Origin of the sequence: Mesorhizobium sp. M0060 (assembly GCF_040323155.1) — a bacterium.
In the GTDB taxonomy this organism is placed as follows: domain Bacteria; phylum Pseudomonadota; class Alphaproteobacteria; order Rhizobiales; family Rhizobiaceae; genus Mesorhizobium.
Map to the genome: position 1 here is coordinate 11304 of NZ_JAMYUP010000048.1, position 23169 is coordinate 34472.

The 23169-nt window shown below is 63.5% G+C and carries 25 protein-coding genes; 4 read left to right on the plus strand and 21 right to left on the minus strand.

The features are described from left to right. Nucleotides 1-24 precede the first annotated feature (24 nt). The 5 genes from NKJ94_RS28910 to tesB form a co-directional block, all read right to left on the minus strand. Nucleotides 25-2685 (minus strand): DNA translocase FtsK, encoded by a 2661-nt coding sequence (locus NKJ94_RS28910; protein WP_352530036.1) that lies wholly within the window; start codon nucleotides 2683-2685, stop codon nucleotides 25-27. Nucleotides 2686-2958: 273 nt separating this feature from the next. Next, nucleotides 2959-3234, minus strand: coding sequence for a hypothetical protein (locus NKJ94_RS28915; RefSeq protein ID WP_352530038.1), 276 nt, complete (start codon nucleotides 3232-3234; stop codon nucleotides 2959-2961). A 251-nt stretch (nucleotides 3235-3485) separates the two neighbouring features. Continuing rightward, nucleotides 3486-4808, minus strand: coding sequence for an ammonium transporter (locus NKJ94_RS28920; protein ID WP_352530094.1), 1323 nt, complete (start codon nucleotides 4806-4808; stop codon nucleotides 3486-3488). 49 nt (nucleotides 4809-4857) lie between these two features. Then, the gene (locus NKJ94_RS28925) at nucleotides 4858-5196 is read right to left on the minus strand and encodes a P-II family nitrogen regulator (RefSeq protein ID WP_352530040.1); all 339 of its coding nucleotides are present in this window, start codon (nucleotides 5194-5196) and stop codon (nucleotides 4858-4860) included. 219 nt (nucleotides 5197-5415) lie between these two features. Then, a complete protein-coding gene (gene tesB, locus NKJ94_RS28930; protein WP_352530042.1) occupies nucleotides 5416-6291 on the minus strand; it encodes an acyl-CoA thioesterase II in 876 nt (291 codons plus the stop codon). Nucleotides 6292-6399: 108 nt separating this feature from the next. On the opposite strand from tesB, the gene NKJ94_RS28935 reads away from it, so the two are divergent. Continuing rightward, entirely contained in the window at nucleotides 6400-7650 is a 1251-nt protein-coding gene (locus NKJ94_RS28935; protein ID WP_502904223.1) for a ubiquinone biosynthesis hydroxylase, read from the plus strand. 7 nt (nucleotides 7651-7657) lie between these two features. Here the strand turns inward: NKJ94_RS28935 and NKJ94_RS28940 are convergent, their stop codons facing one another. From NKJ94_RS28940 to NKJ94_RS28950, 3 genes are all read right to left on the minus strand, one after another. Further along, on the minus strand, nucleotides 7658-8185 hold the full coding sequence (locus NKJ94_RS28940) for a hypothetical protein (protein WP_352530046.1): 528 nt from the start codon (nucleotides 8183-8185) through the stop codon (nucleotides 7658-7660). A 140-nt stretch (nucleotides 8186-8325) separates the two neighbouring features. After that, nucleotides 8326-8682, minus strand: coding sequence for a YciI family protein (locus NKJ94_RS28945; RefSeq protein ID WP_352530048.1), 357 nt, complete (start codon nucleotides 8680-8682; stop codon nucleotides 8326-8328). 2 nt (nucleotides 8683-8684) lie between these two features. Further along, nucleotides 8685-8924 (minus strand): hypothetical protein, encoded by a 240-nt coding sequence (locus NKJ94_RS28950; protein ID WP_352530050.1) that lies wholly within the window; start codon nucleotides 8922-8924, stop codon nucleotides 8685-8687. A gap of 222 nt (nucleotides 8925-9146) precedes the next feature. Between NKJ94_RS28950 and NKJ94_RS28955 the strand changes: the two genes are divergently transcribed. Continuing rightward, entirely contained in the window at nucleotides 9147-9572 is a 426-nt protein-coding gene (locus NKJ94_RS28955) for an OsmC family protein (protein ID WP_352530052.1), read from the plus strand. A gap of 229 nt (nucleotides 9573-9801) precedes the next feature. Here the strand turns inward: NKJ94_RS28955 and NKJ94_RS28960 are convergent, their stop codons facing one another. The 7 genes from NKJ94_RS28960 to NKJ94_RS28990 form a co-directional block, all read right to left on the minus strand. Further along, the gene (locus NKJ94_RS28960) at nucleotides 9802-10437 is read right to left on the minus strand and encodes a YceH family protein (protein ID WP_352530054.1); all 636 of its coding nucleotides are present in this window, start codon (nucleotides 10435-10437) and stop codon (nucleotides 9802-9804) included. Between the two features lie 233 nt (nucleotides 10438-10670). Further along, nucleotides 10671-11450 (minus strand): succinate dehydrogenase iron-sulfur subunit, encoded by a 780-nt coding sequence (locus tag NKJ94_RS28965; RefSeq protein ID WP_023722699.1) that lies wholly within the window; start codon nucleotides 11448-11450, stop codon nucleotides 10671-10673. After that, nucleotides 11450-11887 (minus strand): DUF3052 family protein, encoded by a 438-nt coding sequence (locus NKJ94_RS28970; protein WP_352530056.1) that lies wholly within the window; start codon nucleotides 11885-11887, stop codon nucleotides 11450-11452. The genes NKJ94_RS28965 and NKJ94_RS28970 overlap by 1 nt, the downstream gene beginning before the upstream one ends. Nucleotides 11888-11889: 2 nt before the next feature. Beyond that, the gene (gene sdhA / locus NKJ94_RS28975; RefSeq protein WP_352530058.1) at nucleotides 11890-13728 is read right to left on the minus strand and encodes a succinate dehydrogenase flavoprotein subunit; all 1839 of its coding nucleotides are present in this window, start codon (nucleotides 13726-13728) and stop codon (nucleotides 11890-11892) included. Nucleotides 13729-13731: 3 nt separating this feature from the next. Further along, on the minus strand, nucleotides 13732-14127 hold the full coding sequence (gene sdhD, locus NKJ94_RS28980) for a succinate dehydrogenase, hydrophobic membrane anchor protein (protein WP_352530060.1): 396 nt from the start codon (nucleotides 14125-14127) through the stop codon (nucleotides 13732-13734). Between the two features lies 1 nt (nucleotide 14128). Then, nucleotides 14129-14548: a succinate dehydrogenase, cytochrome b556 subunit gene (gene sdhC / locus NKJ94_RS28985; protein WP_352530062.1), complete on the minus strand. Its 420-nt coding sequence runs from the start codon at nucleotides 14546-14548 to the stop codon at nucleotides 14129-14131. A gap of 241 nt (nucleotides 14549-14789) precedes the next feature. After that, a complete protein-coding gene (locus NKJ94_RS28990; RefSeq protein ID WP_352530064.1) occupies nucleotides 14790-15008 on the minus strand; it encodes a hypothetical protein in 219 nt (72 codons plus the stop codon). Between the two features lie 408 nt (nucleotides 15009-15416). On the opposite strand from NKJ94_RS28990, the gene NKJ94_RS28995 reads away from it, so the two are divergent. Beyond that, entirely contained in the window at nucleotides 15417-15776 is a 360-nt protein-coding gene (locus NKJ94_RS28995) for a hypothetical protein (protein ID WP_352530066.1), read from the plus strand. On the opposite strand, the gene NKJ94_RS29000 is transcribed toward NKJ94_RS28995, so the two are convergent. Beyond that, the gene (locus NKJ94_RS29000; RefSeq protein WP_352530068.1) at nucleotides 15760-16980 is read right to left on the minus strand and encodes a GGDEF domain-containing protein; all 1221 of its coding nucleotides are present in this window, start codon (nucleotides 16978-16980) and stop codon (nucleotides 15760-15762) included. The two genes, NKJ94_RS28995 and NKJ94_RS29000, sit on opposite strands and share 17 nt — an antisense overlap. A 78-nt stretch (nucleotides 16981-17058) precedes the next feature. Beyond that, nucleotides 17059-18255 carry a GGDEF domain-containing protein gene (locus NKJ94_RS29005; protein ID WP_352530070.1) on the minus strand — a complete coding sequence of 399 codons (1197 nt, stop codon included), beginning with the start codon at nucleotides 18253-18255 and terminating at the stop codon, nucleotides 17059-17061. Nucleotides 18256-18501: 246 nt separating this feature from the next. On the opposite strand from NKJ94_RS29005, the gene NKJ94_RS29010 reads away from it, so the two are divergent. After that, on the plus strand, nucleotides 18502-18729 hold the full coding sequence (locus NKJ94_RS29010) for a hypothetical protein (RefSeq protein ID WP_352530072.1): 228 nt from the start codon (nucleotides 18502-18504) through the stop codon (nucleotides 18727-18729). A gap of 61 nt (nucleotides 18730-18790) precedes the next feature. On the opposite strand, the gene leuC is transcribed toward NKJ94_RS29010, so the two are convergent. The 4 genes from leuC to NKJ94_RS29030 form a co-directional block, all read right to left on the minus strand. Next, nucleotides 18791-20200, minus strand: coding sequence for a 3-isopropylmalate dehydratase large subunit (gene leuC, locus NKJ94_RS29015; RefSeq protein ID WP_352530074.1), 1410 nt, complete (start codon nucleotides 20198-20200; stop codon nucleotides 18791-18793). Between the two features lie 303 nt (nucleotides 20201-20503). Then, nucleotides 20504-21139, minus strand: coding sequence for a class I SAM-dependent DNA methyltransferase (locus NKJ94_RS29020; protein ID WP_352530076.1), 636 nt, complete (start codon nucleotides 21137-21139; stop codon nucleotides 20504-20506). A gap of 56 nt (nucleotides 21140-21195) precedes the next feature. Continuing rightward, complete coding sequence (locus tag NKJ94_RS29025; RefSeq protein ID WP_352530078.1) at nucleotides 21196-22014, minus strand: amino acid ABC transporter permease; 819 nt, start codon at nucleotides 22012-22014, stop codon at nucleotides 21196-21198. 155 nt (nucleotides 22015-22169) lie between these two features. Next, entirely contained in the window at nucleotides 22170-22967 is a 798-nt protein-coding gene (locus NKJ94_RS29030; RefSeq protein ID WP_352530080.1) for a transporter substrate-binding domain-containing protein, read from the minus strand. Nucleotides 22968-23169 lie beyond the last annotated feature (202 nt).

Sequence of the window (23169 nt, forward strand, 5' to 3'; positions counted from 1 at the left end):
GATTCTACCGGGATGGAACGGGCGCTAGAATTTGTCGTCCTCCGTCGGCACCAGGATTTCGCGTTTTCCGGCATGGTTGGCCGGGCCGACAATGCCTTCCTTCTCCATCTTCTCGATGATCGACGCGGCGCGGTTGTAGCCGATGCCGAGCCGGCGCTGGATGTAGCTGGTCGAGGCCTTGCCGTCGCGCAGCACCACCGCAACCGCCTGATCGTAGGGATCGTCGGAATCCTCGAAATTTCCGCCGTCGCCGCCGCCACCACTACCTTTGCCCGACGGCTCGTCGTCATCCTTGTCGTCGTCCTCGGTGATGGCGTCGAGATATTCCGGCACGCCCTGCAATTTCAGATGCGCGACGATCCTCTCCACCTCGTCGTCGGAAACGAAGGGGCCGTGCACGCGCTGGATGCGGCCGCCGCCGGCCATGTACAGCATGTCGCCCATGCCGAGCAGTTGCTCGGCACCCTGCTCGCCCAGGATGGTGCGGCTGTCGATCTTCGACGTCACCTGGAACGAGATGCGGGTCGGGAAATTGGCCTTGATGGTGCCGGTGATGACGTCGACCGACGGCCGCTGCGTCGCCATGATGACATGGATGCCGGCGGCGCGTGCCATCTGCGCCAGGCGCTGCACCGCGCCCTCGATATCCTTGCCGGCGACCATCATCAGATCGGCCATTTCGTCGATGATGACGACGATGTAGGGCATCGGCTCGAGGTCGAGGTTCTCCGTCTCGTAGATCGCCTCGCCGGTCTGCCGGTCGAAGCCGGTCTGCACCGTACGGGAGATCCTTTCGCCTTTTTTCTCGGCCTGCTGCACGCGCGCATTGAAGCCGTCGATGTTGCGAACGCCGACCTTCGACATCTTGCGGTAGCGGTCCTCCATCTCGCGCACGGTCCATTTCAGTGCCACCACCGCCTTCTTCGGATCGGTGACGACCGGCGTCAGAAGATGCGGGATGCCGTCATAGACCGAGAGTTCCAGCATCTTTGGATCAATCATGATCAGCCGGCAGTCCTGCGGCGTCAGCCGGTAGAGCAGCGACAGGATCATGGTGTTGATGGCGACAGACTTGCCCGAACCGGTGGTGCCGGCGACCAGCACGTGCGGCATCTTGGCGATGTCGACGATGACCGCCTCGCCATTGATGGTCTTGCCCAGCGCCAGCGCCAGCTTTGCCTTGGTGGTCTCGAAATCGCGGCTGGCCATGATCTCCCTGAGATAGACGGTCTCGCGCTTGGCGTTCGGCAATTCGATGCCGATGGCATTGCGGCCGGGCACTACGGCGACGCGGCAGGCGATCGCGCTCATCGAGCGGGCGATGTCGTCGGACAGGCCGATCACCCGCGACGATTTGATGCCTGGCGCGGGTTCCAGCTCATAAAGCGTGACGACCGGGCCGGGGCGGACATGGATGATCTCGCCCTTGACGCCGAAATCCTCCAGCACGCCCTCGAGCAGGCGGGCATTCTGCTCCAGCGCGTCCTTGGACAGGCTGGCGTCGCGCACCACGTTCTTTGGCTCCGACAGGAAATGCAGCGACGGCATCTCGAACTTCTCCGAGCCGATCAGCGAGGTCTGTGCCTCGCGCTGGACCCGGGCGCCGGGTGCCGGCCGTGGCGCCGGCGCCTCGACGCGTGTCGCCGCATCGGAGCGGAAGTTCTGCACCTTCGCCGTCGGCGCGGCGCGGCGTTGGCCGGCCGGCTCGGGCGCGAAATCCATGTCGTCGTCATTGTCCTCGTTATCGAAGACATCGGCATCGTCGGGGTCGATCGAGGCACTGCGGTCGTTGACCATGGCGGCGAAGAATTCCGGCTCGACGCGGGCGCGCCCGCCCGGGCTCATCCGCGCCTCGGCGAACTCGGCCGATTCGACCCGTTCGGCCGCCCGCCGCCAGGCGCTGGCGCGCGGCTCCATCTCGGGCTCGAAATCGTCGCGCTCGCGCCGGCGCGCGGCGCGGCGGCGCAAATAGGCCCGCAACGACAGCCACCAATGGGTGATGGCGCCAAGTGCCAATATGCCTTCGTCGCCCTCGTCCTCTTCATTGTCGAAAAGCAGGTCGTCCTGCGGATCGGGCGCGGCAGGCTGATCAAGGACGGCAAAGCCATTCTTGCGTGAAATCAGCGCCGAACCATACAGAAACAGCCCCAGCGCCGGTGCTGCAAGGAGCACGGCGAGCACGCTGGCGACGAGGCCGGTCGGGTAGCCGCCGATGACCAGGCCGGGAATGTTGAGCACCATATCGCCGAAGACGCCGCCGAGACCGGTCGGCAGCGGCCAGGTCTTGGGTGGCACCACGCAGCCGGCAATTGCCGCGCCAAGCAGCGAAAAGCCGAACCCGGCGAGCGCGCGCTTCGGCAGCCGGTCGACGCCACGTGCGGTAAACAGCAGAAATCCCCAGATCACCGCCGGCACCAGTGCCGCAACCGCGGCAAGTCCGAAGAACTGCATCGCAATGTCGGAAAAGACGGCGCCCGCATAACCCATTGCATTGGTGACGACGTTGTCGGTGGCATGCGAAAAGCTCGGATCGGCGACGTTCCAGGTGGCAAGGGCGGCAACGCCGAAGCCAACCACCGCAAACAGCCCGGCACCGACCAGCCGGCCGACCTGGCGCCTCGCGAACGCCCGGATGCCGTGCCCCGTATCGGCCAGCGCAAGCGGTGCTGAAGCCCCTGAACGCATGCTCTTCCCCGTCTGTCGTTGCCCGGCCGGGCGCGGACGCGCAACACGGCAGATTCGGCTGTCAGACTAGCGGCGGGAAGGTTAAGGGCGCATTAACCATGGGCAGTCTGCGTCTCCGGAACTGGCGCGAGATGTCATGCCTGGCTTCCTGTTCGAACACGGCGCTGATCCTGCGACGGGCATTGGAAGCCACCCCGGCTCGGCAATAATGGCGGGCACGCTGGCCCGCCATCGTGGTGATGAAACGATCAGGCTGCAGCCTGATCGAGATTGTCAGTTGGCGCCGCCGAGTGCCTGCACATTGGCGCAGAATTCGGCATGCGGCTTGCTCATCGCCGCATCGTTGCATTCCTTCTTCATGGCTTCCTGCTTTTCCTTCGGCATCGCCATGAACGCGGTCTTGAATTCCGCCATCGGCTTCATGGTTTTCATGCCGGAATCGGTGAAGAACGGCGCCATGTTGTCCGGCTCGTCCAGCGCACCGGCCAGTGCCGTCCCGCTGACCAGGGCAAGAGCGAGTGCTCCGAGGCAGATTTCCTTGATGTTCATGATGGTTCCTTCCCTATGTTTTGACGACGTCCAAATGACGACCGCCACCACAGTTCGGAGCCGCTGCGGCCGATATTTCACGCCGCCGGCGGATCGAGCACCTGATCAAGCGATTGTGATCGAGCCATCACGGCCATCTGCGCACAAAAAGAGGCCCGGAAGATTTCCGGGCCTCAAGGCGTGAGCCCTTTCGGGAGCATCACGACGGGATCTTTCCGGCACCGGCAAAACGCCGGTGCCGGCCAAATACCTTACGGCACCACTTCGCCGTGCTGGCTGATGTCGAGGCCTTCGACCTCTTCCGGGGTGGAAGGACGCAGGCCGACCAGCGCCTTGACGATATAGAGGATCACGAAGCTCGCGATCGCCGTCCACAGGATGGTGAAGACGATACCGTAGAGCTGCTTGCCGACAGAGGCACCCGCCCCGAGGCTGTTGATCGCTGGATCGGCGAGCACGCCGGTCAGCAACGCGCCGATGATGCCGCCGATCCCGTGCACGCCGAACGCATCGAGCGAGTCGTCATAGCCGAACGCGTGCTTGAGCTTGACGGCCGAGACGTAGCACAACACGCCGGCGACGATGCCGACGATGAAGGCGCCGGTCGGATTGACGAAGCCGGAAGCCGGCGTCACCGCGACCAGGCCGGCGACGGCGCCCGAGATGATGCCGAGAACGCTCGGCTTCTTGGCGACGATCCATTCGGCGAACATCCAGGCGAGCGCCGCAGCGGCAGCGGCAACCTGGGTGTTCAGCATCGCGGCACCGGCAAGGCCGTCGGCGGCCAGTTCCGAGCCGGCGTTGAAGCCGAACCAGCCGACCCACAGCAGCGAAGCGCCGATTACGGAGTAGACAAGGTTGTGCGGCGCCATATTGGTGGTGCCGTAGCCTTCACGCTTGCCGAGAACCAGCGCGCAAACCAGGCCGGCGACACCGGCATTGATGTGAACGACCGTGCCGCCGGCGAAATCGAGAACGCCGGCCGTGCCGAGGAAGCCGCCGCCCCACACCCAGTGCGCGATCGGGGCATAGACCACCAACAGCCACGCCCCCATGAAGATGAGCAGCGCCGAGAACTTCATGCGTTCGGCGAAGGCGCCGGCAATCAGCGCCGGCGTGATGATGGCGAAGGTCATCTGGAACATCGAGAAGACGAATTCAGGAATGTTCGCCACCCCCGGCAGCCACAGCGACGAGGTGGTGATGCCGTTGTGGAAGAACTTCGAGAAGCCGCCGAGATAGGCATTCATGCCGCCGCCATCCGAGAAAGCCAGCGAATAGCCGAACATGAACCACAGCACCGTCACCAGACAGGTGATGGCAAAGCTCTGCATGATCGTGGCGAGCACGTTCTTCTTGCGCACCATGCCGCCGTAAAACAGCGCCAGGCCCGGGATGGTCATCATCAGCACCAGCGCCGTCGAGGTCAGCATCCAGGCGGTGTTGCCGGTGTCGAGCGCGGGCGCAGGGGCGGCCGGTGCTGCCGGAGCCGCTTCCTGCGCGAACGCAGCAACCGTGCCCAATGCAGCGAGAGCGAGCGAGCCCAAAACGGCCGCGCGCCCCGTTATCTTCAAGGTGGAAGGAATATTCATTGAACTCTCCATTGGAATACGTATCCGCAGCTCAAAGCGCGTCGGTGTCTGTTTCGCCGGTGCGAATGCGCACCGCCTGGTCGATGCCGAAAACGAAGATCTTGCCGTCGCCGATCTGGCCGGTCTTGGCCGCCGCGGTGATGGCTTCGACGGCCTTGTCGACCATGTCGATGGCGACCGCGACTTCGATCTTGATCTTCGGCAGGAAGCTGACCGCGTATTCCGCCCCGCGATAGATTTCCGTGTGCCCCTTCTGACGTCCGTAGCCTTTGACTTCGGTGACGGTCAGGCCCTGGATGCCGACTGCGGTGAGCGCCTCGCGCACCTCGTCGAGCTTGAACGGCTTGATGATTGCCATCACGATCTTCATAAGGTTTCACCCTTTGCTGTTGCGCGTTCCCGCGTTTGTACGACTTCGCCGATCCCCATGAGAGCCGGAGAGTGCCCGCTAGGATTCAAGCTCCGTGCCAATTGCCGAAGCAGGGTGTTAAGCTATTGTTAAACAAGGAAATCGGGAAGGTTTGCCGGCTGCCTGTTCACAGTCGCGGCAGTGCATCTGATTAAAAAATAGGCAAATTTCGAAAAATGCCTACTCCGCAGGCGGCCGCTTCAGCCGGATGAGCCCCTCCTGGGCAACCGAGGCGATCAACGTGCCGTCGCGGGCAAACAGCGAGCCGCGGGTAAAGCCACGCGATCCTTGCGTCGACGGGCTGTCTTGGGTGTAGAGCATCCAGTCGTCGAGCGGGTGGCTGCGGTGGAACCACATGGCGTGGTCGAGGCTCGCCGCCTGGATGTCGCGATCGAAAATGGCGCGGCCATGGGCAAAGGTCGAGGTGTCGAGCAGCGTCATATCGGAGAGATAGGCGAGCACGGCCGCCTGCGTGGCGCGGTCGGCCGGCACCGGGCCGGTGGTGCGGATCCAGATGTTCTGCTTCGGCTCGAGCTTTTCCCGGCTGGTATAATGCTTCAGCATCACCGGCTTCATCTCGATCGGCCGGTCGCGCTCCCAATAGCGCTTGATGCCGTCGGGCACGGCTTCGCCGAACTTGCCCAGCAATTCGCGCTGCGACAGCAATGTGTCGGGCGCCGGCACGTCCTGCGGCATCGGCACCTGATGTTCCAGGCCGACCTCATCTTGCTGGAACGAGGCTTCCAGCGAAAAGATCGCCTGGCCGTGCTGGATCGCCACGACGCGCCGGGTGGTGAAGGAGCCGCCGTCACGAATGCGGTCGACCTCGTAGATGATCGGCACCTTGGTGTCGCCCGGCCGCATGAAATAGCCATGCAGCGAATGCACGTGGCGCTCGGGCTGGACCGTTCGCTGCGCGGCGACCAGCGCTTGGGCGATGGTCTGGCCGCCGAAGATGCGCTGCCAGTCGAGCTTGGGGCTGCGACCACGATACAGGTTGTGTTCCAGCTGCTCGAGGTCGAGAATGCCGAGAAGCTCGTCCATGGCTGCCGTCATGTTTCGTGACCTCGCCGCAAAATTACCATGGCGGTTTCCGACAGGAATGGCGGGCAGTCAAGGGCGGAATGGCCCCGGCTAGGTCAAGAGGCTGGCGCCGTAAAAGGAATGGTCATGGTGGACAGCAAGAATTCGCTCGACGTTCTGGTCGCCGGCGCCGGCTATGTCGGCTTGGCCGCCGCCGTATCACTGAAGCAGGCGCGGCCGAGCCTCGCCGTCGCCGTCGTCGACGCCGCGCCCGCCGGCGTCTGGCGGAAGGACGGCCGCGCCTCGGCGATTGCCGCCGCCGCTTGCCGCATGCTCGACCAGCTCGGCGTCTGGAACGAGATCGCGCCGGAGGCGCAGGCGATCACCGAAATGATCGTCACCGATTCGCGCACTTCGGATCCGGTCCGCCCGGTGTTCCTCACCTTCGACGGCGAGGTTGCGCCAGGCGAACCGTTTGCGCACATGGTCGCCAACAAGGATTTGAACGGCGCCTTGCGCCGGCGCGCCGAACAACTCGGCATCGGCATCATTGAAGGCGTCGCCGTCAGCGCCTTCGACATCAACGGCGCCGGCATCACCGTGCATCTTGCCGACGGGGCGACGCTGAAGGCGCGGCTGCTCGTTGCCGCCGACGGCGTCAACTCGAAGCTGCGCGACATGGCCGGCATCAAGACCGTGAAATGGGAGTATGGCCAGTCTGGCATCGTTTGCACCGTGGCGCATGAGCGGCCGCACAACGGCCGCGCCGAAGAGCATTTCCTTCCCGCAGGCCCCTTTGCCACGCTGCCGCTCAAGCCGGGCAAGGGCGGCACCAACCGTTCGTCGATCGTCTGGGTCGAACGGTCGCAGGATGCCGAAAAGCTGGTCAAGGGCGACACCCTGGTCCTGGAATATGAGCTCGAGCAGCGCTTTGGCCTCAAGCTCGGCGAAATCCATATCGCCGACAAGCCCCGCGCCTGGCCGCTCAGGCTGACCATTGCGCGCGCCTTCGTTGCGCCGCGCATCGCGCTTGCCGGCGACGCCGCCCACGGCATCCACCCGATCGCCGGCCAGGGGCTCAATCTCGGCTTCAAGGACGTGGCTGCGCTGGCCGAAGTGGTGGTCGAGGCCGACCGGCTCGGCCAGGACATCGGCGCGCTCGACGTGCTCGAGCGCTACCAGCAATGGCGGCGCTTCGATACGGTGCAGATGGGCATCACCACCGATGTGCTGAACCGGCTGTTTTCCAACGATTTCGGCCCGCTGCGCACTTTGCGCGACGTCGGCCTCGGCCTCGTCGAGCGCATGCCGCGGCTGAAGGAGTTCTTCATCCGCCAGGCGTCGGGTCTGTCCGGCGACACGCCGAAACTGTTCAAGGGCGAGGCGATCTGAGCGTTGCTCAGTTGACCTCGAAGCCCAGCTTCTGGCGCAGCCGGAGCATTCGCTGATCGGAAATCTGCAAGCTTTGCTCGCCGGCTTTCGCCACACGGCCGACCATCTGCAGCAGATCGTTCCTTTCAGCCGCGTCGAGGTGCTCGCGCAGGAACGGCGCCAGCTTGTCGATGACGATCGTGGCGTCATCGATTTGCGAAGCCGCCCATTTTGCATAGATCACCGCCTCATCGGTCTGCTTTTTGTCGGCAATCTCCGAAATCACCGATCGAATGGCGGCTTCGCGTTGCGGCAGCATGGGACCATTCTCGGAGACGATGGCGGTGATCAGCGTCGCGGCCGCCACGACCGGATCGTCGATCGCCGTCAGCGGCGAGAGCGCCGCCTGCTTGCGCAGTTTCTTGCGGCGCACATTGCCCTGGACCCGGCCGACGACGTCGGCAACCTCACGCGCCGCGTCGTTCATGATCTTCAGCCGGTACCACCAGAAGGCCGCTGCTCCCAACAGGCCGATTGCCGCAATCAGTATATGCATGCCCCGAGATCCCCCAATCTCGGCGACGATAGGAGAAGTATTGCTTCGCTTCAACACGCAAAAGTTGCGTCCGACGAAGAAAGCGAAAGTCCGCGCCAGTTGTTGGTCGGCACCGCTCCGCGGAGCAGCTATCGAGATCTCTATGATCCCGGCACGTTGTAGATCGCCCGCACCTCGATCGTGCCGATTTCGGCCAGCGGAATCTCGCCCGCGATCTCCAGCGCCCCGTCGAGACTCTCGGCCTCGATCATGACGAAGCCGAGCAACTGCTCCTTGGTTTCGGCGAAGGGGCCGTCGGTGACCAGCCGCTTGCCCTGGCGCCTGCGAACGGTTTTCGACGTTTTCACCGATTGCAGCGCCTGCGCGATGATCAGCATCCCGCGTTGGTCCAATGACCGGTCATGGGCCATCGAATCGGCGTCGAGCTTGGCCAGCCTCTCGGGCGTCATTGCGTAGAGATCTTTTTCTTCACCATAGACCAGACAAACATACTTCATTTTTATCTCCATTCCTGGCTTGAAGTGGAAGACGAGGCTACGGAAATCTCCGCGGAGCCCTTGCCTGCCGTAGAATCGAGACCGGCCGCAGCATAGTCGAGAAGAGACACCGCAATCCCGATAATGGCAATCGCCGCAAGCAGTCGGCCGAAGCCGGAGGGCTGCAGGCGCGACCAGTCGGCTTGTTGTTCACCGGCCCTGTGGCCGGTGCTTGTCCAGTGAGCAGAAAACAGATTGTTCATGTGGTCCTCCATCCGGCCACCAAGTCCATGGCCGCCCGCAGGACGGCCGGGACAGATGGAAGTCGACATTTTTGCACGCGTATTTTTTTCGAATTTTTTTCGCTCGACATGATGCGTCACGCTGCCGCCGATACGAAAGCGTGGGTGGCCTTCGCTCCAGCGCGCGCTATAGTCGACCGGACGCCGACTACGGGCTCAATCACGACAATCAAGGAGGAATTGATGGACCGCACCGCCAACGCCGTTTGGAAAGGCAGTTTCAAGGAAGGCAAAGGCACGCTCGAAACCCAGAGCGGGACGCTGAAGGGCACGCCCTATTCCGCCAAGATGCGTTTCGAGGACGAGAGCGGCAAATCCGGCACCAATCCGGAAGAGCTGATCGCCGCCGCCCATGCCGGTTGCTATGCCATGCAGCTTTCGCATTTTCTCGCCGAAAATGGCACTCCGGCTTCCGAGCTCGACGCCAAGGCCGTGGTGACGCTGGTCCCCGGCACCGGCATCACCGGCAGCGCGATCACGCTGGTCGGCAAGGTGCCGGGCATCGATGCCGCCAAGTTCAAGGAATTGGCCGAGAAGGCCAAAGCCGAATGCCCGGTGTCAAAGGCGCTCGGCGCCATCAAGGTATCGCTCGACGCCAGGCTCGGCTGAGAGAGCCATCGGCAGACCAGCGAAGGATATAAACGTCGACGATCCTTCGCGCCCCCCTCTGCCCTGCCGGGCATCTCCCCCACGAGGGGGAGATTGGCAGCTTCGCCGGTCTCGCCCTCTTTTCAGCGTTAGAGATTGGCGGAAGCCAGGGATGACGTCCAATCTTCCCTCGTAGGGAGATGTCCGCCAAGGCAGAAGGGGCGCTGTCCGCCGACGTATCGAAGGTTCGTTATCGTCTGTCGCCGGTCAGCGCGTCGATTCGGGCGCGCAGCTCGGCAATTTCTTCCTCGAGGGCCTGCACGCGCATTTCCAGATCCGAGGCCGGCGAGGACGGCAGGGGCGCGGCGGCAGCCGACAGCTGCGGCGGCCCACTGAGGAGATGGACATAACGGTCTTCGCGCTGGCCGGGGCCGTGATCGATCTGCTGCACGAGCGGCGGCCTGCGGCCGATCAGCAGATCGAGATTGCCGCGAAGCTCGTCGATCGACGGCAACCGTGCCATGCGCTCGCTTCGTGCCAGCAATTCATAGGCTGTCTGCGGGCCGCGCAACAACAACAGGCCAAGCAGTGCGATCTGCGCCGAGGTCAGGGAAAAGCGCTGCGCCACGACATGCTCGTAGCGTTCGACGCGCGACGCAAACACCTGCCTGACGAGGCCCTTCTGCTCCAGCTGGCCAAGCGCCCGTCTGACCTCGGCAAGCTCGACCGACATCACCGGCTCGCGCGCCGTCTTCTGGTTGGCGGCGGCAAGTGCTGCATTGAGCGTCAGCGGATAGACGTCCGGCGTCAGCTCCTTCTTCTCGATCAGGCAGCCGAGCACGCGCGCTTCGATGGGGGAGAGGATGGGCAATTCGATATCGGTCATAGGATCGGCTACCCTTCTGAGGCTGGAGGGACGGCGCCCCTCTGTCCTGCCGGACATCTCCCCCACTTGGGGGGAGATTGGATGTCACGTCGGCTTTCGCCAACCTCCAACATTGCAGACGGGCGATGTCAGCTGCCGATTTCCCTCCTTGTGGGGAGATGTCCGGCAGGACAGAGGGGGGCGCGAAGGATCACTACCGACGAGATGATCCCTGCAGCACAACCCGTCCGCCGCTATACCCGTCGCTCCACCATCATCTTCTTGATCTCGGCGATCGCCTTGGCCGGGTTGAGCCCCTTCGGGCAGGTCTGGGCGCAGTTCATGATGGTGTGGCAGCGATAGAGCCGGAACGGGTCTTCGAGATTGTCGAGCCGCTCGCCCGTGGCCTCGTCCCTGGAATCGATCAGCCAGCGATAGGCCTGCAGCAGTGTCGCCGGGCCGAGATAGCGCTCGCCGTTCCACCAGTAGCTCGGGCAGGAGGTCGAGCAGCAAGCGCACAATATGCATTCGTAGAGCCCGTCGAGCTTCTCGCGGTCCTCGTGGCTTTGCAGCCATTCCTTGGCCGGCTCGGGCGACACCGTCTTCAGCCACGGCTCGATCGAGGCATGCTGGGCGTAGAAATTGGTGAGGTCGGGCACCAGGTCCTTGACCACTTGCATGTGCGGCAGCGGATAGACCTTGATCGCGCCGGAAATGTCGTCGCAGCCCTTGGTGCAGGCCAGCGTGTTCGACCCGTCGATGTTCATGGCGCAAGAGCCGCAAATGCCCTCGCGGCAGGAGCGGCGCAGCGTCAGCGTCGGGTCGATCTTGTTCTTGATCCAGAGCAGCGCGTCGAGCACCATCGGCCCGCAATCGTCCATGTCGACGAAATAGGTGTCCATGCGCGGGTTCTCGTCATCATCCGGCGACCAGCGGTAGATGCGGTATTCGCGCAGATTGGTGGCACCCTCCGGCTTCGGCCAGGTTTTTCCGGCCATGATCTTCGAGTTTTTCGGAAGCGTCAGTTCGACCATTACCTCAGGTCCTTTCGGATGACGAGCTTCAGCCCGGACCAGATCCCGTTGACGGCGGCGACCTTGACGTCGACGAGGTCGAGCTTCAGCGCCTCGGCGCGGATAACGTCCTCGGTGACGTCGGTCGGCACTTTCGACGCCTTTTTCGGCCAGGACACCCAGACCATGCCGTCGCGCTTGATCGCCGCTTCGACGTCGGCGAGACGGTCCTCGATCTCTGCACGCTGTCTGGTGAAGGCGTGAACGGCATCGTATTTCAAGGCAGCATTTGAAATCTTCGACCAGTCGGCCAGCCTGTCGACATGGGCAAAGTCGACGGCTTCGGCCAGATCGTCGAGTTCCGCCGGCAGTGCGATAAACGCGGCGGTCATCCCGTCCTTCAGGCCGAGCTTGGCCGGAAGGGGCGTGCCGGAATATCCAGCTGCCGCCAGCGCCATCGTCAATACACCCTGGCCTTTGGCGCGATCTTGGCCGGGTTGATGCCGCCGTCTGCTTCCCTAAGCAGCGTTTCGGTGTGCACCGGCCGGTAGCTGAGCGCCACCTCGCCGGCCTCGTTGAGCCGGGCCAGCGTGTGCTTGCGCCAGACCGCGTCGTCGCGGGCCGAAAAATCTTCGCGCGCATGGGCGCCGCGGCTTTCCTTGCGCGCCTCGGCGCCATAGACGGTGGTGATGGCGTTGGCCATCAGGTTTTCCAGCTCCAGCGTCTCGACCAGATCGGAGTTCCAGATCATCGAGCGGTCGAACACCTTGACGTCGCTGAGTTCGCCCCAGATCTGCGAAATGCGGTTGCTGCCGCTTTCCAGCGATTCCTGGGTGCGGAATACCGCAGCGTCCTCCTGCATCGCCTTCTGCATTTTTTCGCGCAAAACCGCTGTCGGCGTCGAGCCGTTGGCGTGGCGCAGCCGGTCGAAGCGGTCCATGATCTTCTCGACCGAGGCCTCGTTGGGCGACGGGACCGCCGATGTGCGGTCGATCACCTGCCCGGCCCGGATCGCCGCCGCGCGGCCGAACACCACCAGGTCGATCAGCGAGTTCGAGCCCAGCCGGTTGGCGCCGTGCACCGAGGCGCAGCCGGCCTCACCGACCGCCATCAGCCCGGGCGACACCTGGTCCGGATTCAACGCCGTCGGGTTCAGCACCTCGCCCCAGTAATTGGTCGGCACGCCGCCCATATTGTAGTGGACGGTTGGCAGCACCGGGATCGGTTCCTTGGTCAGGTCGACGCCCGCAAAGATCTTTGCTGACTCCGAAATACCCGGGAGCCTTTCGTGCAAAACGGCCGGATCAAGGTGGTCGAGGTGGAGAAAAATATGGTCCTTCTTGGGACCGACGCCACGGCCTTCGCGGATCTCCAGCGTCATGCAGCGTGAGACCACGTCTCGGGAAGCAAGGTCCTTGGCCGACGGTGCATAGCGCTCCATGAAGCGCTCGCCCTCGGAATTGACGAGATAGCCGCCCTCGCCGCGCGCACCCTCGGTGATCAGGCAGCCGGCGCCGTAGATGCCGGTCGGATGGAACTGCACGAACTCCATGTCCTGCAGCGCCAGGCCTGCCCGTGCTGCCATGCCGCCGCCATCGCCGGTGCAGGTATGCGCCGAGGTGGCCGAGAAATAGGCACGGCCGTAGCCGCCGGTCGCCAGCACCACCATTTTGGCCGAAAAACGGTGGATGGTGCCGTCGTCGAGGTTCCAGGCGACGACGCCGGTGCAGGTGCCGTCCGGCTCCATAATCAGGTCGAGCGCGAAATACTCGATGAAGAACTGCGCATTGTGCTTCAGCGACTGGCCATAGAGCGTGTGCAGCATGGCATGGCCGGTGCGGTCGGCGGCAGCACAGGTGCGCTGCACCGGCGGCCCCTCGCCGAAATTCATCATCATGCCGCCGAACGGCCGCTGGTAGATTTTCCCGTCCTCCGTGCGGCTGAAGGGAACGCCGTAATGTTCGAGTTCGTAGACCGCCGCCGGCGCCTCGCGCACCATGTATTCCTGCGCGTCGGTATCGCCCAGCCAATCCGAGCCCTTGACGGTGTCGAAGAGATGCCACTGCCAGTTGTCGGGGCCCATATTGGCGAGCGAGGCGGCGATGCCGCCCTGCGCCGCGACGGTATGCGAACGCGTCGGGAACACTTTGGTAATGCAGGCGGTGCGCAGGCCCTGTTCGGCCATGCCGAGCGCCGCGCGCAGGCCGGCACCGCCGGCGCCGACGACCACGACATCGAATTTGTGGTCGACATAGGTATAGGCGGAAGCCGTGTTGGCGTTCTTCGCGTCCTTGGCCAAAAATCAGCCTCCAAAAGCCAGTTTAAGCAGGGCGAAGACCGAGGCGACGCCGACCACTAGGGGGAAAAATGTGTTGAGGGCGAGCAGCGCCAGCCTGGTGCCCTCGCCATGCACATAGTCTTCGATGATCGCCTGCATGCCGAGCCGCATATGGTAGAGCACCGACAGCAGCACCAACGCCAGGACCAGCGCCACGAACGGATTGGCAAGTGCGGCGCGCACCTCACCATAGCTGGCGCCATTGAGCGCAATCAGGAAGCCGACGAAGAACAATATCAGTGGGATGTTGGAAATCGCCGTCAGCCGCTGACGCCAGAAATGGCCGGTGCCTTCGCGGGCGGAACCGAGGCCGCGGACCTTGGCCAGCGGCGTGCGCATGTCGGTGTTTTTGCTGCTCATGTCAGGCTCCCCGCGCCATATAGCCGGCGATCCAGATCAGCAGCGTCAGTACAACGGAGCCGGCGAGCGTCGCCCAGGCGATCCTCGACGCCGTATGCTTTTCAAGGCCCGTGCCGGTGTCCCAGATCAGATGACGCACACCGCCCAGCATGTGGTGCATCAGCGCCCAGGTGTAGCCGAACAGCACCAGCCGTCCGAGCCACGAGCCGAAGGCCCAGTTGATGGCATTGAAGGTCGCCTCCGAACTCGCCGCCGCCATCAGCCACAGCGCGACCAGCAGCGTGCCGAAATAGAGCGCCCCGCCGGTGATGCGATGGACGATCGACATCGTCATCGTGATCGGCGGCCGATAGACGGTCAGATGCGGCGAAAGCGGCCGTTCACGTCTGGCAAATTCGCGGGTGGCTGGTGATTTGCTCATGGCTCCCCCAGTTCGGCGTCTCTGGAGCCTCAGGTGGAAATGCGGCATTGCCGCTTCCGGTTGCGACTTCGGACAGCCGGTTTCTAATGCTCTTTTTGCACCGCGTCAAAGCCGGAAAATCGTTTTGAAAACGTAATTTAGTCTGATGAAAGCCAGGCTTTTGGCTTCAATCGATTAGGCTGTGGGCTTGAGCCGGCACAACGTCGCTGCACTGCGGAACATGGCTGCCGCGCCGGGTCGATCAGCGTGTACAGACCACCGGTGAGGCACCGCCCTTCATCACCAGCGCATCGCGCCCGTCGATCACGATTGCGTCATGCGCCTCGCCGTAACGGCTTGTCTGATTGGCGGGTGAGGCCGGCAACTCGGCGCTGGTGCCGTCCGGGCCGAGCACGCGCACCGACGTCCCGAGATTCTCGATGGTCATTATGCCGCCGTCGGCGCACTTGTACGTTGCCATGCGCGGCTGCGGTGCCGTCGATTGGGTGGGAGTGATCGCGGCAGACGCGGCCACTGTATTCCCGAGCTTGGGCGCACTGCTCTGCGGCGCGCAGGCGGCGGCAACCAGCAGAGGCGGAATGCCCAGCGCCATCCGAAACGTTCGGCGTAACATCATATGCTGCTTTCCCCGCCCATCGAACCGGCCGCGATGTTCCGGCAAGCCACCGGATTTTCATGCTTTTTGAGTCGCGCTCGATGCCGGCGATGGTGGGAACAAGCATGGCCGAATGATGGCCGGTGGGCCGCCGGATATTAACCATGTTTTCCGAGACCTCGCAGCGGCGGCGGTTGCCCTCTTAACAAAGGTTAATAAAAGGTTAATTTCTGATTCGAGGAGGCTTGCCTCTCAGCAATGGAGCAGCACGCCGTGCATTCGAATTCAGCAAGATCGCGCCTTCCCGGGCTCGTATTGGCGGCGCTCGCCGTCGGCATCGCCGCACCGGCACTTGCCGGGGCGCGCCACCACGACCGCGTCTACGCCGATTCCTTCGGCAATCTCGTCATCGAAAGCGCCGCCGGCTACAAGCGTATTCTCGTCGGCGAGGGCAAGCTCGCCAAGGAATTGTCCGACTACACCAGCGCCGGCCAGCCCGACGTGATCTATGAAAACGAATCGGACGATGTCCGCGGCGGCGACTGCTACAGGCCGCCGGTTTTCGTGAAGGGCCGCAGCTATATGTACGGCCTCGCCGACGGCGAGATGCCGGAGCTCAGCCCCTGCCGCTGACGGCCGCGCTGCCGTTTGTCGCCGGCGCCGGCTGGGCAGCGGCCGGCCCGGCCGAGACACGCACGCAATCGCGGCCGCTGCCCTTCGCCTGATAGAGCGCTTTGTCGGCGCGCCGCAGCAGGTCGGAAAAGCTTTCGCCCGAACCAAGCTCGGCAACGCCGAAACTGGCGCTGCAGCGATGATCCGCCGGCAGGCAGTCGATGGGCGTGGCACCGAAGGCGGTACGCGTGCCCTCGGCGAAGAGCCGGGCGGCGGCGAGGTTGGTCCCCGGCAGGAAAATAGCGAATTCCTCGCCGCCGATGCGGCCGGCGACATGATGGTCGGCCGCGGCATCGCGGAGAAAACCGGCAAAGGTCTCGATGACCCGATCGCCGGACGCGTGGCCGTACGTATCGTTGATGCGCTTGAAATGGTCGAGATCGGCAATGACCAGTGCCGCCGGGACAGCCCGCCGCATGGCGTCGCGCAGTGCGATCTCGGCATGGCGCTCGAAGCCGCCACGGTTGAGCAGCCGTGAAAGCGTATCGGTTTCCGATTTCGACGTCGCCTCGGCGAGCACGTCGCGGACCAGGATAGCCAACGTCACCAGCGCAAGCGCCAGGCCGAACACGGTGCCGATAGACTGCGACACCAACGCGTAGCTGGTCTGCGCATAAGATTGCGGGTTGGCGCCCCAGCCGCCAAGCGCATGGGCGATGAAGGGTTTGCTGGCGAACTGCAAGGTGCTGGCCGCCAGGACAGCCATCAGCATATAGTCGAGCCGCTCGCGTCTTTGCCTGGACGACAAGACGATCGTCAGCCCGGTGAATTGCATAGCCGCATAGGGAAGCTGGTAGGCCGCCATTCGCACAAAGGATTGACGTGGCAGGTCCTGTACGAAGTAGACCGCCACGGTGGCGAAGACCAGGAAGAAGAGCATCGGCGGCCACGGGCGCGAAACGCCGTATTTATGGGCAAGCCCGCCATTGAAGGCGACGGTAGCGCCAAGGAAAGCGGCAAAGGCTGCAACAACCACCGGTCGTGCATTGTCGAAGGCAGGGATGCTGAATTCGATGGCGAAATAGGCCATGCCCAGTACATAGCCGAACGCAAGCCGGCGAGCCGACACCCGCCCTGCGTCATAGACGGCGATCGTCATGAAGGCCGCCGCCAGCAGCCCGGCAACGAACAGGTTGATCACCAGGATGAAATTGGCGCTGCCCATTGCGTTTTTGGCACTCCCCGCCGAACAGCAAACCACCGAGGCGCGAAAAAGACGTTAATTCGAGGCCGCCGCTGACGCTCAGCCGGCACTGGTCCGATGGGGAAAGAACACCGTTTCAGGCCGCTGATAGGACAGGCACACGCTGTCGCGGCCATTCCTCTTGGCTTTGTAGAGCGCTTCGTCGGCACGGCGCATCAGCGGGTCCAGCCCTTCGTCGCCGGTACGGGCGGCCACGCCGAAGCTCGCGGTCACTCTTGTGTCAGGCGGAAGCCCGTCGATTCTGCCCGCCGAATAGAGCATGCGAATGGCTTCGGCAAACAATCTTGCCGCGCCAAGGTCGCTGAGCGGCAAAAGCACGGCGAACTCCTCGCCGCCGATGCGGCCAGCAACGCCGCGCGTGCCTGCAGCCGACAGAAGCTTGGCGGCGAAGTCGGCGATGACGCGATCCCCGGCCGCGTGGCCATGCTGATCGTTGAGCGCCTTGAAATGATCGAGATCGGCCAGCACCAGCGCAACCGGCAACCGCGCCGTGGCACAGTACTGCAGGACAAGCATGGCGCGCTCCTCGAAGCCGCGGCGGTTGAGCAGGCCCGATAGCGGGTCCGTCAGGGTTTCGGTCTTCAGGGCCTTCATCACATCGAGCGCGGCGGCGCCGAACAGGCAAAGCGCGATAAGCAGCGACAGCAGTGCATGCGACAGCAGCGCCGTCGTCCAATAGGACGAGGAGTAAAGCCCTTCATAGCTCGTGAACGGCCCATGCGCGATGACAACGGCAAGGGTCCGCACCAGGAAGTTCAGACCGGAAAGCAGCGACAGCACGAACAGGATCATTTCCGTCGGACCGTTGTTGCGCACCGCGCGCAACTCGGCCGCGACAACCAGGCTGATGCCGCCGAAGCTGAAATTGATGGCAAGGATCCGCCAGGTGATATCCGGCCGGGCAAAGAGAAACCACGAGACCGCGGCCAGGCCGCCGCCCGCCAGAATGCCGATCGCTGGATAAGGCACGCGCCGCCCATAGCGTGCAATGACCGCGCCGGCGAGACAGCAGGTCGCAAAGGTGAAGCATAGGATGGACATGAGCTTGGTCGGCGCCATACCGACCGGCAGCGTGAAATACTGGAGCAGGAAGCCTGCGGCCGAGGCCGAGTAGCCCGCCGCCAGCACGATCAGATAGGGACGGTGGCGTTGATAGAACCACAGCACGAGAAATGCCGCGCCGAGTGTGAGGGCGATGCCTGGATTGAGCAGCGCTATGAGCAGGCCGGTGTCCAAGCGCTGTAACTTCCCCTCGCTTCCCCTCAGGAGACCTTAGAGCGGAAGCCCAAACAAGCGGTTAAGCGAAGGCGAATATACGACGGATGCGTCGGTGAAGCTGCTAGACGGAACCGGGAACGGCGGGCGGCGTTTCACGACGGCAACCAGGAGACGCTCTGATGGCCGACACGATCATGCTGGACCGATCACGATGCAATTCGCTCATGGGTCGCGGCGCGCGCCGGCTTTCCGGCGATCGTCGACGTGTCGCCCGAAACCGGAACGCAGGCCATGCTGAGGCTGGTCTTCGGCCAGCACGCCTACCAGGACCAGGACGAGGCCGAACGCCCGGTCCATGCCGGCGGCTACGAACTGGTTGAATGGGACGAATGGTTCAAGCTTTTCGACGAGCGCCAACTGGCGCTGGTCGTGGCGAAGGATCAACCCGGCCGCCGTGAGGAATTCCACGAATTCATCAGGCGCCCCGGCTGAAGAAAGGCCCGAACCGCATTGCGGCTCGGGCAAGTCATATCAGATCCCGGTGCTCCGGGTGCTATTTCCACTCGCGGATGTCGACGAAATGGCCGGCGATCGCCGCCGCCGCCGCCATTGCCGGCGACACCAGATGGGTGCGGCCCTTGAAGCCTTGGCGCCCTTCGAAATTGCGGTTCGAGGTCGAGGCGCAGCGCTCATGCGGCTTCAGCCGGTCGTCGTTCATGGCAAGGCACATCGAGCAGCCCGGCTCGCGCCAGTCGAAACCGGCGGCGAGAAAGATCTTGTCGAGACCTTCGGCTTCTGCCTGTTCCTTGACCAGGCCGGAGCCCGGCACAATCATCGCATTGACCCGCGGATTGACCTTCTTGCCCTCGATCACCTTGGCGGCGGCGCGCAGATCCTCGATGCGGCCATTGGTGCAGGAGCCGATGAAGACGCGGTCAACTTCGATATCGGTGATCTTGGTGCCCGGCGTCAGGCCCATATAGTCGAGCGCGCGTTGCTTGGAGCTGCGCTTGTTCTCATCAGTGATGTCATCCGGGTTCGGCACGATGCCTTGCACCGAGACGACGTCCTCGGGCGAGGAACCCCAGGAGACGATCGGCGGCAGTTTTGCCGCGTCGAGCACGACCACCTTGTCGAAATGCGCGCCTTCGTCGGATTGGAGCGTCTTCCAATAGGCAAGCGCGGCATCCCAGGCTTCGCCTTTGGGAGCGCGTGGCTTGTCCTTGACATAGGCGAAGGTCGTCTCGTCGGCCGCGATCAGGCCGGCGCGCGCGCCGGCTTCGATCGACATGTTGCAGATCGTCATGCGGCCTTCCATCGACAGCGCGCGGATCGCCTCGCCGGCATATTCGATGACATAGCCGGTACCGCCGGCAGTGCCGATCTCGCCGATGATGGCGAGGATGATGTCCTTGGCGGTGACGCCTTCCGGCAGCGCGCCGTCGACGCGCACCAGCATGTTCTTGGCCTTGCGCTGGATCAGCGTCTGCGTCGCCAGCACGTGCTCGACTTCCGAGGTGCCGATGCCATGCGCCAAGGCGCCGAAAGCGCCGTGCGTCGAGGTGTGGCTGTCGCCGCAGACGATGGTCATGCCGGGCAGCGTAAAGCCTTGCTCCGGGCCGATGATGTGGACGATGCCCTGGCGGATATCCTTCTCTGAATAATACTCGACGCCAAAATCCTTAGCGTTCTTGGCCAGCGCCTCGACCTGGATGCGGCTTTCTTCATTTTTGATGCCGAATTTGCGTTCCGGCGAGGTCGACACATTGTGATCGACCACGGCCAGCGTCTTTTCCGGATGCCGAACCTTGCGGCCGGTCATGCGCAGGCCTTCGAAAGCCTGCGGGCTGGTCACTTCGTGGACCAGGTGGCGGTCGATATAGAGCAGGCAGGTGCCGTCGTCCTGGCGGTCGACGACATGGTCGTCGAAAATCTTGTCGTAGAGGGTGCGCGGTGCGCTCATGTGCATAAATCCGTCGATTTAAAAAGGGAAAAGGACGCCGGTCGGCCCGGCGAAACAGCCTGGCGGATCGCCCTAGCTAAGTCGGCTGGTCAGTGCCCCGCAGACGCGCGCGGAAAATCGCGACGGCAGGCGTTTTCTGTCCTGCAGCACGAAACCCTTATAGGCCGGATCGCCAAAAAGCTCTTCCATGGCGCTGCTCTTATCAATGTTTTGGCTTTTCAGCAATCGCGGCTGCCTTCGCAGAACCTGGGTTCCTCCCCCGCTACGCGAGGGCGAGGAACCCAAGTCCTGCAAACAGGCGCTTCAAAGCACCTCGAACACGAAGGTCTTCACCAGCGCCTCGGGCTCGGCGATCGCGTAGCAGCGGAACCACGGGCTCTCTTCGACCGGCCGCCATTTTGTCGCCTGCTCCAGTTCGTCAAAGACGTCGCGAAACCCGCCGCTTGCAAAAACCTGGTCGCGAACCGTGAAGATGGCGTGGCCGCCCTTCTTGGTGATGCGCACCAGCTCCGGCAGGCCGGACGCCGGCGCATGGCTGATGGTGAACACGCCGGTCGAGAAGAACGCGCGGAAATGGCCATCGGGCCAAGGCAGTGGCCCGCCGAGCATCGCCTGTTTCAGCTCGCTGTAGGCCTGCCGACTGCCGGCAATTTTCAGCATGTCTTGCGACAGGTCGAGCCCGGCAATGTCGTGGTAGCCGAGCGCCTTGAGCGACGGTCCCGACAGGCCGGTGCCGCAGCCGGCGTCGAGCAGCGGCCCTTCGCCTGATGGCACATGGCGCGCCACCCAGGCGGTGATCAGGAACGGCAGGAGATAGCCGAGCGCCGCGGTTTCGCCGTCATAGGTCGCGGCCCATTCTGCATAGGCCTTGGCGAGCGCCTCAGGCGTATCGGCCGTATAGACCGATTCCAGCGCCGCATTGGCTTTGTCGACGATCATGGGTCCTCCTGGGGCGGTCGCATTCACTCGATAGTAGCGCCTCCTTCGCCCGCCTTCTATTCCCCATTCTGGTGGCGCAGCCGCTTCTCCAGCGACCGCAAGGCCAGTGACAGACCGACAGTCAGGATGAGATAGATATAGGCGACGATCGAATAGGTCTCGAAGAAGCGGAACGAGCCCGCGGCGTAGATCTTGCCCATCTGGGTGATGTCGGCGACGCCGAGCACCGAGACCAGCGAAGAATCCTTGACCATAGCGACGAAATCATTGCCGAGCGGCGGCAGAATGGTGCGGATCGCCTGCGGAAAGACGATCAGCCGAAAGCGCTGCGTGCGCGTCAGCCCGAGCGCCTTGGCCGCCTCGATCTGGCCTTTCTCGACCGCCTGGATGCCGGCGCGGAAAACCTCCGAGATGAAGGCCGAATAGCCGATGGTCAGCGCCATGATGGCGCGCCATAGCAACGACACGTCGCGTACCAGCAGTTCGCCGAACAGGCCGGCGCTTTGCAGCGGCGCCGTCAGTGCGTTCCACGCCGCGACGAAGGCCGGCGCGCCGGCAAAGGCGATCCAGAACAACAGCACCAGGATCGGCACGCCGCGGATGATCTCGACATAGAAGCGGGCGATCTGGCTGAGCCAGCGCGAGCCCGAAAGCCCCATCAGCGCGACGGCAAGCCCGATGGCGCAAGCCAGCGCGAAGGCAATCACGGTGACGAAGATAGTGACGCCGATGCCCTTGGCGACGGTCGCGAAAACCGGGGCATAGAGGTCGCTGGCGGCGATGAAGACGGCGGCGGCCAGCGCGATCGCCACGGCCACCGCAAGCCACCACGGGAAGTCGGGTTTTGGCGTGGATGATGGAGGTGCAGGGGGCATCAAGCGACGCTGGCAAAGCAGATACCGGAGATCTCTCCCGCAAGGGAGGTCGGCAGTGCCTCCTTTGCAAGGTTAGCGATTGGCGAAAGCGCTGGTGACGGCCAATCCTGTTCATCAACGTTAGCGACTAGCGAAAGCCGAAGCGCCAAGACTAACTACTGCCCCATCTTGTAGTCGAGGAACCACTTCTTATTGAGCGCGTCGAGCGTGCCGTCGGCCTTCAGCGCGGCGATCGCGGCGTTGACCGGCCCCACCAGATCCGAGCCCTTGGGGAAGATGAAGCCGAAATCCTCGGTGCCGAGCGGACCGCCGATCAGCTTCAGCCCGCCATTGGACGCATCGACATAGCCCTTGCCGGCGGTGCCGTCGGTGAGCACGACGTCGACGTCGCCGGCCTTTAGCGCCTGCACCGTCGCGCCGAACGTCTCGAACAGCTTTATGCGCGGGTTCTGCTCATTGCCGTCGAGCACGCTGTAGACGGCGGTGTAGAACGGCGTGGTGCCGGCCTGCGCGCCGATCAGCCCGTCCTTGAAGGCGGCAAACGTCTTGGCGTCGGTGAAGCGCTTCTCGTCGCCGCGCACCAGCATGAACTGTTCCGAGCGCATGTAGGGATCGGAGAAATCGACCTTCTGCTTGCGGTCGTCCTTGATCGTGATGCCGGTCATGCCGATGTTGTACTGGTTGTCGGAAACCGCCTGGATCATCGCGTCCCAGGAGGTGTTCTGGTACTCGACCTTGAAATTCAGCCGTTTGGCGATCTCGTTCATCGCGTCATATTCCCAGCCGATCTGCTTGCCGGTCTTTGCATCGATAAACTGCAGCGGCGGATAGGCGTTTTCGGTCACCACCACCACTTTCTTGCCGCCGAGGTCGGGCAGCGCCTGCGCCAGAGCCGCGACAGGCACGAGAAGGCAGGCCACCAGGCCGGCCAGCAGCAGTTTCGATTTGGTCATGACGCGCTCCCCAGGAACTGAACCGCCTCGATCGGCCGAGGCATGCAGGAAATCCGGCGCCGACTTTAGCTTTCCGCAGGCGCCTTGCAAGCCGGTCCGATGCGCCGCTCGGCATGAAAATGAATTCCAATGCTTTCAACGGAGGGATTACGGAACGATCCGTATCGATTGTGGACCGATGCGGCCCGGCAAAATCGAATCC

Coding starts and splice junctions, on each gene's coding strand:
- NKJ94_RS28935 (WP_502904223.1), top strand. CDS start 6,400: ATGGTCATGGTGGACAGCAAGAATTCGCTCGACGTTCTGGTCGCCGGC.
- NKJ94_RS28990 (WP_352530064.1), bottom strand. CDS start 15,008: ATGGCAACGTACAAGTGCGCCGACGGCGGCATAATGACCATCGAGAAT.
- NKJ94_RS28965 (WP_023722699.1), bottom strand. CDS start 11,450: ATGGTCGAACTGACGCTTCCGAAAAACTCGAAGATCATGGCCGGAAAA.
- NKJ94_RS28925 (WP_352530040.1), bottom strand. CDS start 5,196: ATGAAGATCGTGATGGCAATCATCAAGCCGTTCAAGCTCGACGAGGTG.
- sdhD (WP_352530060.1), bottom strand. CDS start 14,127: ATGAGCAGCAAAAACACCGACATGCGCACGCCGCTGGCCAAGGTCCGC.
- leuC (WP_352530074.1), bottom strand. CDS start 20,200: ATGAGCGCACCGCGCACCCTCTACGACAAGATTTTCGACGACCATGTC.
- NKJ94_RS29020 (WP_352530076.1), bottom strand. CDS start 21,139: ATGATCGTCGACAAAGCCAATGCGGCGCTGGAATCGGTCTATACGGCC.
- NKJ94_RS28960 (WP_352530054.1), bottom strand. CDS start 10,437: ATGACCGATATCGAATTGCCCATCCTCTCCCCCATCGAAGCGCGCGTG.
- NKJ94_RS29000 (WP_352530068.1), bottom strand. CDS start 16,980: ATGGGCAGCGCCAATTTCATCCTGGTGATCAACCTGTTCGTTGCCGGG.
- NKJ94_RS28955 (WP_352530052.1), top strand. CDS start 9,147: ATGGACCGCACCGCCAACGCCGTTTGGAAAGGCAGTTTCAAGGAAGGC.
- NKJ94_RS28945 (WP_352530048.1), bottom strand. CDS start 8,682: ATGAAGTATGTTTGTCTGGTCTATGGTGAAGAAAAAGATCTCTACGCA.
- NKJ94_RS28950 (WP_352530050.1), bottom strand. CDS start 8,924: ATGAACAATCTGTTTTCTGCTCACTGGACAAGCACCGGCCACAGGGCC.
- tesB (WP_352530042.1), bottom strand. CDS start 6,291: ATGACGGCAGCCATGGACGAGCTTCTCGGCATTCTCGACCTCGAGCAG.
- NKJ94_RS28940 (WP_352530046.1), bottom strand. CDS start 8,185: ATGCATATACTGATTGCGGCAATCGGCCTGTTGGGAGCAGCGGCCTTC.
- NKJ94_RS28915 (WP_352530038.1), bottom strand. CDS start 3,234: ATGAACATCAAGGAAATCTGCCTCGGAGCACTCGCTCTTGCCCTGGTC.
- sdhC (WP_352530062.1), bottom strand. CDS start 14,548: ATGAGCAAATCACCAGCCACCCGCGAATTTGCCAGACGTGAACGGCCG.
- NKJ94_RS28970 (WP_352530056.1), bottom strand. CDS start 11,887: ATGGCGCTGGCGGCAGCTGGATATTCCGGCACGCCCCTTCCGGCCAAG.
- NKJ94_RS29030 (WP_352530080.1), bottom strand. CDS start 22,967: ATGACCAAATCGAAACTGCTGCTGGCCGGCCTGGTGGCCTGCCTTCTC.
- NKJ94_RS29025 (WP_352530078.1), bottom strand. CDS start 22,014: ATGCCCCCTGCACCTCCATCATCCACGCCAAAACCCGACTTCCCGTGG.
- NKJ94_RS28910 (WP_352530036.1), bottom strand. CDS start 2,685: ATGCGTTCAGGGGCTTCAGCACCGCTTGCGCTGGCCGATACGGGGCAC.